This window comes from Pseudomonas rustica (genome assembly GCF_049959085.1).
In the GTDB taxonomy this organism is placed as follows: Bacteria; Pseudomonadota; Gammaproteobacteria; order Pseudomonadales; family Pseudomonadaceae; genus Aquipseudomonas; species Aquipseudomonas rustica.
Genome location: NZ_CP188200.1, coordinates 5,777,981 through 5,791,615, shown reverse-complemented (window position 1 = coordinate 5,791,615; position 13,635 = coordinate 5,777,981). Strand labels below are relative to the sequence as shown.

Sequence of the window (13,635 nt, the reverse complement as noted above, 5' to 3'; positions counted from 1 at the left end):
GAGTCGCTCTTACTCTTTGTCCAGCTTGCCAACCAGCGACAGGGTGAAATCGGCACCCATGTACTTGAAGTGCGGACGCACGTTCAAGCTCACGCGGTACCAGCCCGGCTCGCCTTCAACGTCGCTGACGATGATTTGCGCAGCGCGCAGCGGACGACGGCCACGCACTTCGGCGCTCGGGTTTTCCTGGTCGGCAACGTACTGACGGATCCACTTGTTCAGTTCCAGCTCGAGGTCGGTACGCTCTTTCCACGAACCGAGTTGCTCGCGCTGCAGCACTTTCAAGTAGTGAGCCAGGCGGTTGACGATCATCATGTACGGCAGTTGAGTGCCGAGCTTGTAGTTCAGCTCTGCAGCCTTGCCTTCAGCGCTGATGCCGAAGAACTTCGGCTTCTGCACCGAGCTTGCGGAGAAGAACGCCGCGTTGTCGGAGCCTTTGCGCATGGTCAGAGAGATGAAGCCTTCCTCGGCCAGTTCGTATTCACGACGGTCGCTGACCAGAACCTCGGTAGGGATCTTGGTTTCGATTTCGCCCATGCTTTCGAAATGGTGCAGCGGCAGGTCTTCAACAGCGCCACCGCTCTGTGGGCCGATGATGTTCGGGCACCAGCGGAATTTGGCGAAGCTGTCGGTCAGCTTGGTGCCGAACGCGTAAGCGGTGTTGCCCCACAGGTAGTGCTCGTGGCTGTTGGCAACGGTTTCCTTGTACACGAACGATTTCACCGGGTTTTCTTCCGGGTCGTACGGGTTGCGCAGCAGGAAACGCGGCACGGTCAGGCCAACGTAGCGGGAGTCTTCCGAAGTCCGGAAGCTCTGCCATTTGGCGAATTGCGGGCCTTCGAAGTGGTCTTTCAGATCTTTCAGATCCGGCAGGCCGGTGAAGCTTTCCAGACCGAAGAATTTCGGGCCGGCCGCAGCGATGAACGGCGCGTGAGACATGCAGGCAACGCTGGACACGTACTGCATCAGTTTCACGTCAGGCGAGCTTGGCGACATGTAGTAGTTGGCGATGATCGCGCCCACCGGCTGACCACCGAACTGGCCGTATTCAGCGGTGTAGATGTGCTTGTACAGGCCAGACTGCATGACTTCCGGCGAATCTTCGAAATCGTCCAGCAGGTCTTCTTTGGAGACGTTGAGGATTTCAATCTTGATGTTTTCGCGGAAGTTGGTGCGGTCGACCAGCAGCTGCAGACCACGCCACGACGATTCCAGCGCCTGGAAATCCGGGTGGTGCAGGATTTCGTCCATCTGACGGCTGAGCTTGGCATCGATCTCGGCGATCATGCGGTCAACCATGGCCTTCTTGACCGGCTCACCGTTGTTCTGCGGCTTGAGCAGTTCTTCGATGAAGGCCGACACGCCGCGTTTGGCGATGTCGTAGGCTTCGTCGTCCGGGGTCAGACGGGTTTCGGCGATGATGCTGTCGAGAATGCTGTACTCGCCGCTCGCGGCGCCTTTCTCTTGTGCTGCGCTAGTGCTCATTGTGTTGGCTTCCTTGGCTGCTGGGTTCAGGCGTCCGGGGCTGCGGCGTTGAGGCCCAGCTCACCGAGTACGCGACCGCGGGATTCGTCGTCGGCGAGCACGCCTTCGATGGCTTTACGGAACGCAGGGGCGTTACCCAGCGGGCCTTTGAGGGCCACCAGCGCATCGCGCAGTTCCATCAGTTTTTTCAGCTCAGGCACTTGCTCGACCAGGCTGGCCGGGTTGAAGTCCTTCATCGAATTGACGCGCAGCTGCACGCCCAACTCTTCCGTGCTGCCTTCTTCCTGCAGACGGTTCGGCACATTCATCGACAGGCTCAGCTCTTGCTTGGCCAACACCTCGTCGAAGGTCACCTTGTCGATGCTGATCGGCTTGCGATCTTCGATCTTGCGTTCGTCCTTGCGGTGGGTGTAGTCACCGATTGCCAGCAGCTTCAGCGGCAGTTCAATCTCTTCCTGAGCACCGCCGGTGGCGGGTTTGAAGGTGACGTTGATGCGTTCCTTGGGGGCTACCGAGCCTTCTTTGGCCATGGCTTTTCTCCTTGCGGTTGTGGCCCTGGGGCCTATTCGAGTACCACTTCGAGATCGAGGTGGCACAGCCTGCGATAAATCTCTTCCTTGCGTTCACGTACGGCATGGTTCTGCGGCAACAACTCGCAGCAGCTATGCAGTAAATGCAGCACTTCCAATGCAAGATCGGGCTCCCAGGCGTGCAGGCCTGAGTCCTGTAATGTCTGATCGAGGGTTTCCAGCTGGTTTTTGGCCAGTTCGTATTTCTTGGCCATGAAGCACAGCCGTGCGAGGGCGAACTGCCAGAAGAACCGCACGCGCCCGCCCTGAGCGGCTTGCAGTCCTTGCTTGAGAATCTGCACGGCAGGCTTGAGGCCTTCCTTGCGCAGAATCGGCAGCACCTCTTCGAGGGCTTTTTCCCAGGCAGGCTGGGTTTCGACGTTGTCGCTTTCGACCTTGCGCGGCGCGCTGGCGCTTTGCAGGTGCGGCATGACGTTGCCGGCGATCCACGCCCGAGTAGCGGGATCGGCAAACGGTGCGCCGTCATGGAAACGCAGTTCGATAATGCCGGGCAGCCGTTGAACCAAAAGCGCGAAGTGGATTTCCACTTCGCGCATGGCCAGCTCGGCGTTGAGGTTCTGGAGACATTCCCAGACCATCCTCTGGCCATCGAACCAGAACGGCGCCTTCGCCAGGCTCGCCTCCAGTTCCACCAGCAGGTCGGCGTATTTGCCCTGATCGAAGCGATCCTGATAGAGCTTGAGTTTGTCGACCGGCAAGCCGCGCAACACGGTGATCTGCTCGGCGTTGCGCTCGGGCAACGCGTCGATGGTCATCCACAACAGCGTACGGTTGAGACGCAAGGCGCGCAGGTCAGTGGCTTTCTGCTTGAGCCACCAGGCACACAACGGGCGAGCGCTGTCTTGCTGGGCGCGCAATGCTTTGTGCGCGTCTTTTTCGTTGTCGATCGGCGCGCCAGGGGTGAGCAACTGGGTCGCGGCCTGCTTGACTTGCGCCACCGCTGCGCCCACCACACCGGGGGCCGGCTGATTGTCGGCAGCGCGCTGGATCATGGTTTTCAGGCGACGGGAGATCGGCAGCAGCAACGGCGACTCATCGCCCAAGTGCTCAGCGCAAGCGGCTTCAAGACCGGTGAGGTGATCGGAGAGCTGCCGGAACATCGGCAGCTGCTCTTTGATCGCGATGTTTTCGGTGATGACCTGCTCAAGACGCGGCACCAGCCAGCCGATGGCGGCGGCACGGGTGCGCGGTTTGAGCGGGTGGACGTCGGCCCAGTTGTTTTCGGACAGATGGTGCAGCAGACCGAGGCCGGCCAGCAGCCCGGGGAAGGATTCACGCTGGTACAACGACCAGGTCAGCCAGGCGCCGACACGCAAATCCTTGGATTGGGTACGCAGCAGGTTTTCGCTGTTTTCGCGGATTTTCAGCCAGTCGATCTGCCCGCTTTCGTGCATCGACGAGGCTTTGCTCAGCTCGCTTTCCAATGCCTCGAATTCGCTCGAAAAACGAACGTCTTCGCCCGCGAAATTCTCTTTGGAAACAGAGACTTTTGCGAGTTCGAGGTAATGAGCGGAAAGTTTGCTTGAGTAGGACATCCATGGCCTTTATTAAGGATTACGGTCATACGCCTATTGGAATTGCATCGGCGCGGGACAGTATCGAAGAGCGGGTACGGGACTCATCCAATTGAGTTTGTGCTCTTTCAAGTGCGCGCATCGTAATCACTATGATGGCCACTAGCAAGCATCTGATTAAACAACAAGACAAAGTGTTCATTGGCGCCTGTAAGAGATCGCCCTATGTCTGGCAAGGGAATCCCTGATAGCGTTATATATTGATCGCAGTTGCGAAAAACCCTCAAAACCATTGATCCAGAGCGCTTCGCTGACGTTTGACCGCGCGGAATCGAACGACCGAGCCGTTCCGGGCTGCAAGCATGACAACTCTCGAAAAAAATAGAAGTAGGAAACTTCCGAAAACACACATGATTCCTTAAACATTTTGTCGGCGACAACGCTCAACAATAAAAGTGCCATCAATTTGATGGCAAATTTATGTCTGTGACTTTGCGCTACACCTAAATACCGCATATCCGCGCTAACTCGATAATTATTAAGCGTCTTCCTACAGTCCTTTCGTTGAGTTCCTCCAGCACTTCCACGCCCGGAATACTCTGACAAATATCAGGGATACTTCTTACATCAATTTATTTCCTGACTTGCTAGCGTGGAAAGCAACACCTCGCATGCAAGAACCACGGACGGTTTGAACATCGCGAGCCACTTCGCCTGCTTAAGGACAAGCACATGTTCAATCCTGCTGAATCGCAGCGCTTTGTGCTGCAGATCCCCGATGTTCGACACGATTTCAAGGTGCTGGAATTTACCGGCACTGAAGCCATCAGCACCCTCTACTCCATTCATGTTGATCTGGTCAGCGAGCACCCCGACCTCGACCTCGCGAATTTTCTCTGCAAGCCGGCATTCCTCCAATTCGGTTCTTGCGGTGAAGGCATTCACGGCTTGATCGACGACATTTCTGCGAGCGATATCGGCAAACGCCTGACTCGCTATGAAATTCGCCTCGTACCGGCGCTCCACTTCCTCCAGCACAGCCATGATCATCGAATTTTCCAGAATTTGACGGTGCCGCAAATCATCGCCACGATTCTCAACAAACATGGCATGCACACCGATACCTTCACCTTCCATGTAAAACCCAACCTGGCGCGCGAATATTGCACCCAATATCGGGAAAGCGATTTTCAGTTCATCCAGAGGCTGTGCGCGGAAGAAGGCATCGCCTGGCACCACCAGCACACTTGCGACAGTCATGTCCTGGTATTCACCGATGACCAGACCTTCTATCCCAAGCTGGGCGTAACCCCTTATCGGGACAGCAGCGGCATGCTGCCAGACCATCCGGCTGTCAGTAGATTTTCAATGCGTCTGAGCATCCGTCCAAACAAGGCAACCGGTCGTGACTACGACTTGAAACGCCCGAGTGCCTTACTCGAAAGCAGTTTCACCACTGAGCCCTGTCGTGAACTTGAGGACTATCGCTATCCAATGTCTTTCGAGGGTGAAAAGCGCGGCAAGCAACTCGCACGTCAGGCACTGGAACGGCACCGAACCGACTATCAGTTGGCGGAGGGCGCAAGCAATCAGTCCGCCCTGCGCAGCGGCCACTTTTTCACTCTGTCGCAACACCCGCGCGAAACGTACAACCAGTTGTGGTTATTGCTGAGCATTACCCATGAGGGCAAGCAACCGCAGGTACTCGAAGAATCGCTAACCAGCGGCATCGAATCGAAAGACAGTTTCACTCAGGGTTACCGGAACAGCCTCAGTGCGATCCCCTGGGACGTTTTTTATCGCCCTCCCATGCCGGCACCGCGCCCTTTGATGGTGAGCCAGACTGCACGGGTGACCGGCCCGGTCGGTGAAGATATTTACTGTGATGAGTTCGGGCGCGTCAAAGTCGAGTTCCACTGGGACAGGGCCGAGCGCAACAGCGAACACAGCAGCTGCTGGCTGCGTGTGGCGGGAGGCTGGGCGGGGGAGCACTTCGGTGCAATGACCATTCCGCGTATCGGCATGGAAGTGCTGGTGACCCACCTCGAAGGTAATCCGGATCAGCCTCTGATCACCGGCTGCCTGATCAACAAAGTCACCGCGCCTCCCTACCCTTTACCCGAACACAAAACCAGAACTGCACTACGTAGCCAAAGCACGCCGTACACCGGCGGCTACAACGAACTGTCGATCGAAGACCGGGCCGGACAAGAACTTGTTTATCTGCGAGCGCAGCGCGACCTGGAGCAGCATGTACTGCACGACAGCCGGCTTGAGGTAGGCAATTCTCATCAAGTCAGCGTCAGGGGTAATAGTCGTACAACAGTCGATCAGACACTGGCCTTCGAGGGCGGCAAGCATGTGCATATCAAAGCGGGCCAGCACGTTGTTGTGGAGGGTGGTGAAAGCATTTCTCTGAAGGTTGGCGACCAGCACATCGTTATCAACGCTGATGGCATTTTCAGCAGCCAAGTGATCGAGGTGGGTGGTTCTCCAGAAGCGGCCATGATCGCGCAAGCGTTACAACCGGGATCGACCGTTGAATTCCTGGAGCCGATAATCGCCGCACCGCAACAGACCGATGCCGAGGACGAACTGGAGGAAGAGGAAGAAGAGGTCGAACTCGAAGGCATCACATTGCGTATCGGCGTGTTCTTCGATGGTACCGGCAACAATCGTGACAACAGCGAAATGGTTGCGGGTTGTCATGCACGGGATGTGAGCCTGGAAAAGGAAGCTGAGGACATACAACAGTTTTGTCAGACCTTTGGCTATGACGGTCTTGGTCGAGCGCCGGATAACAGCTATGGCAATGACACGAGCAATGTGGCGAAGCTGTATCGACTTTACAAAGACGACCGCCGCCAGCAGCTGCCTGATGACGAAACCATCGCCTGCATCCCTGTCTATGTGCAAGGCATCGGCACAAGTAGTGGTCAGGAAGACTCAATGTTTTCACAGACCACCGGGTCGGGTGCCCAAGGTGTACTGGCGCGAGTTAAGGAAAGCCCTGCAAATATACTCGATGAGGTTCGCGCATTTGAGGAGGCGAATGCAGGCCGAAAAGTTACGCGAGTGGAGTTCGATATCTTTGGATTTAGCAGGGGCGCTGCCGCTGCGCGACACTTTGCCAACGATTTGATGAAAGGTGAAAAGAGTCTGTTGGCCACGCAATGGCCTGCCAAGGCTCCGATGTTCACGGAGGCCTTTGACTGGCGTGTCGACATTGATTTCGTAATCAATTTCATTGGCCTCTTCGACACCGTGGCCGCAGTAATGAACCTTACAAAAGGTGACTTTAGCGTCCACAACGCCAAGAATCCGGACGTTGATGTGTATCTGCCTCCAGGTATCGCCCGAAAAATAGTGCACCTCGTGGCCCGCGATGAGCGACGCCACAACTTTTCGCTCAACAGTGCCGACACTGCCGACATCGTACTGCCAGGTGTCCACTCTGATCTGGGGGGTGGCTATCTTCCGCGTGTCACTGAACGGGTTCTGCTCAGCAAACCGCGCTGCAGCATTGATGTGGATCCTCATGTGCCAGCCACATCCACACCTGCCTATCGCGCGGCCCGGCAAGAACTCGAGCGCTTACAAGACCGACTCAATCTTTATGGCTTGCCACTGGAGATCCGTACCTGGGCGATTGAACAGACTCGCAATGCCAAGGGCGACAGAGCGCGCTGGAAAAATGTCTATGCGGTGGTCCACAGCGAGCGGACGGTGCGCAACGAACTGGCGTTAATTTACCTGCGCATCATGCGCGAGCTGGCCGTACGTCATGGTGCCCAGTTCAGATCTATCGAAAAAGAGCAAATGTATGCAATGCCCGAAGAACTACAGGCCATCGCTGACAAGTTGATGGCCTACGCATTAGGGAAGTCACCGCGCGCAGGTTTGAATCTGGATGAAGATGCATTACTGACCGGTCGCTATATCCATTTGTCTGCAAACTGGAATGCCTACAAGCATCACAACAACAGCGAACTAAATATAGTTTTCATCAACCGCCCTGCTGCAAACCATAAGCGCGTGGTGCATCCCAATGAATAAATTCCTGATGCAAATACGTATAAGCACCTTGCTGTTATTTGTACTGTCAGTGAGCGCATGCACCTCCAGCAGATCTGAGTCTTTACCCTATAAAGCCTGGCAACTCTCATTTGGCGCCCCCGACTACATGGAGGTGTGGATCGAAACGGCTGTGGTCATTGATAACAACGACAAAGTGTTTAGAGATGTGGGCGGCGGAGTGGCTGCCATGACGTATCCTCGCGCTTATAACCAAGGCGTGCCCGCCGTGCTCAAGGGCAACCCTAGAGGCTGGCCAAAGCACCCTGGTGGAAAAGGTCAACACGTCATAGGGGCCGCGCCACCAAAATGGGTCTATGTGCACTGGCAGTCTCTGGTAGAGCCCCAAACCTACGAAGCCTTCATCAAGATCCCTCAATCGGCGCGCGACACCATGATTAGGGGTGAGCGGGCGTTCTGTGGCGCAGATGGAAAGTGGATAACGGATTACCGTAAAAACATAATAGTGGGCCTTGCTCCCGGAGGCATCGCCAAGGTGTGGCTGGGCGGCCCATGTTTGTCGCCCATTGAGGTCATGCGAGTAAAAGCCAGGATCAATCCCAAAGGACGTTTCGCGGGCAAGCCCATCGAAGACCACTCCCTATTGGAAGAAGAATCCAAAGCCTACGTCGAAAAATTCGGGATTCCCTATGAGAGTTGGTAAGGGGGTCATCCGATGAATAAATCCCTGATGCAAATCCGCACGAGCACCCTGCTGTTTTTTGTACTGTCAGTGGGCGCATGCACCTCCAGCAGACCTGAGTCTTTACCCTATGACGCCTGGCAACTCTCGTTTGGCGTTCCTGACTATATGGAGGTGTGGATCGAAACGGCTGCTGTCATCGATATCAATGACCAGGCGTTTGGAGATGTGGGCGGTGGTGTACCGGCCTATACCTATCCCCGCCCGTCAAGCAAAGGCGCACCGGCTCATTTCAAGGGCAATCCCAAAGGCTGGCCCCAACATCCCGGAGGAAAAGGTCAACACATCATTGGGGCGGCGCTACCCATGTGGATCTACGTGCGCTGGCAATCCATGGCCGAACCACAAACGTACGAGGCCTACATCAAGGTCCCGCAATCGATGCGCGACACCATGCTCAAGGGCGAGAAAACCTATTGCGGCGCAGACGGAAAGTGGATTACGGATTATCGGGAAAACGTAATAGTGGGCCTTGCCCCGGGAGGAATTGCCAAGGTATGGCTGGGCGGTCAATGTTTGCGATCCACTGAAGCCCTGCGTGTAAAAGGCCGGATCCATCCGAAAGGCCCCAATGGAGGACCACCCAAAGGAAAATATCGCCCCCTGCAGGAAGAATCCAAAGCCTACGTCGAAAAATTCGGGATTCCCTATGAGAGTTGGTAACGAGTGGCATAATCCGGCATTCGCCAGCCTGTGATCACCGATTAGAAAAGAGCAAAACCCACACCGAAAAAAAGGCGTCCCCACGGACGCTGAAAAAGGAGAATTACCTCATGGAATTGAAAACGCTTTTTCTGGCGGCACTGATGTGGCTTCCCGCTACCCATGCATCCGCAGACACCCCACCACTAGACGGTCATTACTACCTGTCCGGCGCCATGGAAATGGGGGCCGAATTGCTTTTGCGCAAGGACGGCACTTTTGACGCGGGCGTGGCATACGGCAGTGCCGTCGGTTTTGCCAAAGGCACCTGGCAAGTGGAAAACCAGACACTGACGCTGAAAAGCGAAACCAAACCTGCCTCAAGCAACGATCTGTCCGTCCTGTTTCAGGATCTGCAACTGGCGATCGAGCCGAACTGCCTGGCCGTAGACTTTGGCAACGGCAAAGCCTGCTTCCGCAAATAACCTGGCACGCAGCCACAAAAAATGGGCACCCGACCGCAATCGGTGTGCCCATTTTTTATCGCAGCGCTCCCCCGCTACTCAGAGGAGTACGCCGCCATCAAGGATTGACGCTGTCTTTCAACGATTTGCCTGGCTTGAACGCAACGGTGTTGCTGGCCTTGATTTTCACCGGTTCACCGGTTTGCGGGTTTTTGCCGGTGCGGGCACCGCGATGGCGTTGCAGGAAGGTGCCGAAGCCCACCAGCGTGACGCTGTCCTTGCGGTGCAGAGCGCCGGTGATTTCTTCGAGAACGGCGTTGAGAACGCGGTTGGCCTGTTCTTTGGTCAGATCTGCTTTTTCAGCGATTGCAGCGGCGAGTTCTGGTTTACGCATTAGTGAAGCCCCTTTGACGGTTTTTTGTTGTTATGTCCGTGCTGTCCTCGTTGGGACAGCGCCCAAGGCGCCGCAGGTGCTCTACTCTGCGGCAGACGGGAGTGAGGATGGCACGCGGTTAAAGCCTGCGCCAGTCTCACGAAGACCTTTGTGGGGGCAAAAGCGGGGTGATTCCGACAGAACGACCAGTATTTACGCCAGCAAGGCTGGAAGCTGTTTGTTCAGGGCGAGTTTTTCCATTACTGCCGTGCCGGTCAGCGCATAACCGAGCAACTGGCCGTCAGCGCTGTGGCACAGCGCCTTGATGTCGGCGCCCTGCCCTTCGACCGTCCAGACACCTTCGCTACCGCGTGGCGGCGGCGAAACCACCAGTGGGCACACCGGGGTTTTCACGGTGATCGGCATCGGGCCGTAGGCCACCGCTGTAGGGTTTCCCGCCAGCGTTTGTGCCAGCGCACGCGCACAGCTCATGAGGGGCATCACGTACAAAAGATTCAGCCCATCGACCTCGGCGCAATCGCCCAAGGCGTAGATATTGGCGTGGGACGTCTGCAAATGGCGATCAACCACGACACCGCGATTGACCTGCACGCCGGCGGCGGCCGCCAGATCGATGCGCGGACGCAGACCGATGGCCGAGACCACCACATCGCAGGCGATGACCTGGCCGTCGGAGAGATGCGCTTCCAGACCGTCGGCGACTTTCTGCAAACGGGTGAGTACCGGGCCGAGGTGGAATTTGGCGCCGAGGCTTTCCAGTCCGGCCTTCACAGCGGCGGCAGCGGCCGGGTGCAACAGCGTCGGCATAACCTGCTCGCACGGCGCGACCAATTGCACTTCGTAGCCGCCAAGGATCAAGTCATTGGCGAATTCGCAGCCAATCAGACCGGCGCCGAGCAGCAGCACGCGGCGCTTGCCGGCGGCCGCGGCACGGAATCGCGCGTAGTCTTCGAGATCATTGATCGGGAACACCAGTTCGGAGCCATCGCCTTCGACCGGCACGCGCACGGTTTCCGCGCCCCACGCGAGGATCAGATCGCGATAGCTGACAGTTTCTTCGCCGATCCACAGACGCTTGTGGCCGGCATCGATACCGCTGATGCGCGTGTGGGTGCGCACTTCGGCTTTCAATTGCTCGGCCATGGCGCCCGGCTCGGCCATGCTCAGGCCATCGGCGTCTTTGTTTTTGCCGAAACCGGTGGAGAGCATCGGTTTGGAGTAAGAGCGGCCGTCATCGGCGGTAATCAACAGCAGCGGGGTTTCGCTGTCGAGCTTGCGAAATTCCCGGGCGAGGTTATAGCCCGCCAGGCCGGTGCCGATGATGACGACAGGTGCGCTCATGCCTTACTCCTTTGGATTTACTTAGTTGATTTCGATCATTTCGAAGTCCATTTTGCCGACGCCGCAGTCCGGGCACAGCCAGTCTTCCGGCACGTCCTGCCACAGAGTGCCCGGCGCGATGCCGTCATCCGGCCAGCCGTCGGCTTCGTTGTAGATCAGGCCGCAGACCACACATTGCCACTTTTTCATTCAGGTACTTCCTCAGGGGTTCAGGCTTTTGCCGGCGCGGACGGTCGATGGGTGTTGCGCTGCCGTCCGGCTCAGCGCGTTTTGTACTGATGGAGCCGCGCAGATGCAAGCCTGTTCGGCGCAACGGCGACCCGGATCGCTCGATATCGCAGCTCGCCATGTTAAGCTCGCCGCCTCATTTGCGGCCAATAATGACTCATTGTGCAACAGACAAATTCCTCCCCGGCCCCGCTCTGGCTGACTCAAAGCCGACTGACGCCCCTCCCCGATTCGTTGACCCTCGACTGGCTGTTCGACGAAGGCTCCCTGACCCGCCGACTCACCCGTTTGTCTAACGACGGCTTTAGCGTGACGCCCTTGTTCGAAGGCTGGGACACCCTGCGCGCCGATGAATGCGCGGCGCTGGATCTGGCCGCAGGCAGTGAAGGCTGGGTGCGCGAGGTGTATTTGCGCAGCCATGGCGAGGCTTGGGTGTTCGCCCGCAGCGTCGCTTCGCGCGCCGCGTTGCAGGGCGACGGTTTGCACATGGACGAACTCGGCAGCCGCTCGCTGGGCGAATTGCTGTTTTGCGATCAGGCGTTCCAGCGCCGCGCCCTCGAAGTCTGCCACTACCCTGAAGCATGGCTGCCGCCCGCCGCCAAGGCGCCCGCACTGTGGGGCCGTCGTTCGCGTTTCGACCGTGGCGCGCTGAGCGTGCTGGTCGCGGAAATCTTCCTGCCGAGCCTGTGGCGCACCGTCCGCGCCCATCCGGAGAACTGCTGATGTATCAGAGCCTGCTCAAGTCCCTGAACCGTTTGAACCCGCGCGCCTGGGATTTCATTCAGCTGACCCGGATGGACAAGCCGATCGGCATTTACCTGCTGCTGTGGCCGACCCTGTGGGCGCTGTGGATTGCCGGCAAAGGCTCGCCATCGCTGGCCAACGTGGTGATTTTTGTCCTCGGCGTAATCCTCACCCGCGCCGGCGGCTGCGTGATCAACGACTGGGCCGATCGCAAGGTCGACGGCCACGTCAAACGCACCGCGCAACGGCCATTGGCGGCCGGCAGAATCAGTTCGAAAGAAGCGCTGGTGTTCTTTGCGCTGTTGATGGGCGTGAGTTTTCTGCTGGTGCTGTGCACCAACGCGCCGACCATCTGGTTGTCGCTGGGCGGTCTGGCGCTGGCGTTCACTTACCCGTTCATGAAGCGCTACACCTATTACCCGCAAGTGGTGCTGGGCGCGGCGTTCTCGTGGGGCATGCCGATGGCGTTCACTGCGGAGACGGGAGAGCTGCCGGCGGCGGCGTGGCTGCTGTGGATCGCTAATCTGCTGTGGACGGTGGGTTACGACACCTATTACGCGATGACCGATCGTGATGACGATTTGAAGATTGGCGTGAAGTCGACGGCGATTCTGTTTGGTGAAGCGGATCGGGTGATCATCCTGAGTTTGCAGGCGTTGTCGTTGGGCTGCCTGTTGCTGGCAGGGTCGAAGTTCGAGTTGGGAACGTGGTTTCACCTTGGTTTGCTGGTCGCTGCCGGTTGCTACGCGTGGGAATTCTGGTACACGCGGGATCGCGACCGGATGCGCTGCTTCAAGGCGTTTTTGCACAACCATTGGGCCGGGTTGGCGATATTCGTCGGGATCGTGCTGGATTACGCACTGCGCTAAACATAGAACCTTGTAGGAGCAAAGCTTGCTCGCGAAGACGTCGTATCAGTCAGCACATGCGTTAACTGACACACCGCTTTCGCGAGCAAGCTCAGCTCCTACAAAGGCACTGCGGTTACTTGGCTTTGGCGACTTTCCAGGCGCCGTCCATTTTGCCGTCACCGGTCATGTCTCCGGCCTTTTTGTCCATCACGAAGGTGTACAGCGGCATGCCTTGGTAGGCCCACTGCATCTTGCCGTCGTCACGCTTGATGACAGTCCAGTCACCCATCGACTTATCGCCCGCCGCAGCCATCAACGGCGGCCAGTTCGTCGCGCACTTGTCATTGCACATGGACTTGCCCGCAGAGTCCTTGGCGAAGGTGTACAGGGTCATGCCCTTGTGATCGGTGTACATGCCATCTTTTTCCATCGCCGGGTCGGCGGCGAATGCCATCGATGGCAATGCGAGGGCAGCAGCAAGCATCAGCGCTTTGAAAGAAACAGTCATTTGAGTCATGGAAACCTTCTTTTGTGGTTGTCAGGATTCGGACTTAAAGCTTAGTTCAGGATCGCGCCAATCGCCGGGCGACTAAAATACTGTCACA

General features: G+C 57.3%; 13 protein-coding genes. 6 read left to right on the top strand and 7 right to left on the bottom strand.

The features are described from left to right. Positions 1 to 9: 9 nt before the first annotated feature. From tssC to tssA, 3 genes are read right to left on the bottom strand one after another with little or no spacing between them, the layout of a single operon-like run. A complete protein-coding gene (gene tssC / locus ACP3TY_RS26210) occupies positions 10 to 1,485 on the bottom strand; it encodes a type VI secretion system contractile sheath large subunit (RefSeq protein WP_042561804.1) in 1,476 nt (491 codons plus the stop codon). Positions 1,486 to 1,511: 26 nt separating this feature from the next. Next, positions 1,512 to 2,015 carry a type VI secretion system contractile sheath small subunit gene (gene tssB / locus ACP3TY_RS26205; RefSeq protein WP_053125115.1) on the bottom strand — a complete coding sequence of 168 codons (504 nt, stop codon included), beginning with the start codon at positions 2,013 to 2,015 and terminating at the stop codon, positions 1,512 to 1,514. 32 nt (positions 2,016 to 2,047) lie between these two features. After that, positions 2,048 to 3,610: a type VI secretion system protein TssA gene (gene tssA, locus ACP3TY_RS26200; RefSeq protein WP_426618816.1), complete on the bottom strand. Its 1,563-nt coding sequence runs from the start codon at positions 3,608 to 3,610 to the stop codon at positions 2,048 to 2,050. 711 nt (positions 3,611 to 4,321) lie between these two features. Here tssA and tssI point away from each other — a divergent pair. From tssI to ACP3TY_RS26180, 4 genes are all read left to right on the top strand, one after another. Then, on the top strand, positions 4,322 to 7,645 hold the full coding sequence (tssI, locus tag ACP3TY_RS26195) for a type VI secretion system tip protein TssI/VgrG (protein ID WP_426618815.1): 3,324 nt from the start codon (positions 4,322 to 4,324) through the stop codon (positions 7,643 to 7,645). Further along, positions 7,638 to 8,327, top strand: a complete 690-nt coding sequence (locus tag ACP3TY_RS26190; protein ID WP_426618814.1) for a DUF2931 family protein — start codon at positions 7,638 to 7,640, stop codon at positions 8,325 to 8,327. Before tssI ends, ACP3TY_RS26190 begins: the two co-directional genes overlap by 8 nt. A 12-nt stretch (positions 8,328 to 8,339) precedes the next feature. After that, entirely contained in the window at positions 8,340 to 9,029 is a 690-nt protein-coding gene (locus tag ACP3TY_RS26185) for a DUF2931 family protein (protein WP_426618813.1), read from the top strand. Between the two features lie 110 nt (positions 9,030 to 9,139). Continuing rightward, complete coding sequence (locus tag ACP3TY_RS26180) at positions 9,140 to 9,493, top strand: hypothetical protein (protein ID WP_426618812.1); 354 nt, start codon at positions 9,140 to 9,142, stop codon at positions 9,491 to 9,493. A 97-nt stretch (positions 9,494 to 9,590) separates the two neighbouring features. Here the strand turns inward: ACP3TY_RS26180 and ACP3TY_RS26175 are convergent, their stop codons facing one another. The 3 genes from ACP3TY_RS26175 to ACP3TY_RS26165 form a co-directional block, all read right to left on the bottom strand. Next, positions 9,591 to 9,866: an HU family DNA-binding protein gene (locus tag ACP3TY_RS26175; protein WP_003213368.1), complete on the bottom strand. Its 276-nt coding sequence runs from the start codon at positions 9,864 to 9,866 to the stop codon at positions 9,591 to 9,593. A gap of 192 nt (positions 9,867 to 10,058) precedes the next feature. Beyond that, positions 10,059 to 11,207, bottom strand: coding sequence for an NAD(P)/FAD-dependent oxidoreductase (locus ACP3TY_RS26170; protein WP_426618811.1), 1,149 nt, complete (start codon positions 11,205 to 11,207; stop codon positions 10,059 to 10,061). Positions 11,208 to 11,228: 21 nt separating this feature from the next. Continuing rightward, positions 11,229 to 11,396 carry a rubredoxin gene (locus ACP3TY_RS26165; protein ID WP_007954349.1) on the bottom strand — a complete coding sequence of 56 codons (168 nt, stop codon included), beginning with the start codon at positions 11,394 to 11,396 and terminating at the stop codon, positions 11,229 to 11,231. A 201-nt stretch (positions 11,397 to 11,597) separates the two neighbouring features. Between ACP3TY_RS26165 and ACP3TY_RS26160 the strand changes: the two genes are divergently transcribed. Together ACP3TY_RS26160 and ubiA are read left to right on the top strand one after the other, a co-directional pair. Further along, complete coding sequence (locus ACP3TY_RS26160; RefSeq protein ID WP_426618810.1) at positions 11,598 to 12,158, top strand: chorismate--pyruvate lyase family protein; 561 nt, start codon at positions 11,598 to 11,600, stop codon at positions 12,156 to 12,158. After that, positions 12,158 to 13,048 (top strand): 4-hydroxybenzoate octaprenyltransferase, encoded by an 891-nt coding sequence (gene ubiA, locus ACP3TY_RS26155; protein WP_158958400.1) that lies wholly within the window; start codon positions 12,158 to 12,160, stop codon positions 13,046 to 13,048. The genes ACP3TY_RS26160 and ubiA overlap by 1 nt, the downstream gene beginning before the upstream one ends. A 115-nt stretch (positions 13,049 to 13,163) precedes the next feature. Here ubiA and ACP3TY_RS26150 read toward each other — a convergent pair whose 3' ends face one another. Then, on the bottom strand, positions 13,164 to 13,547 hold the full coding sequence (locus tag ACP3TY_RS26150; RefSeq protein ID WP_053125125.1) for a COG4315 family predicted lipoprotein: 384 nt from the start codon (positions 13,545 to 13,547) through the stop codon (positions 13,164 to 13,166). Positions 13,548 to 13,635 lie beyond the last annotated feature (88 nt).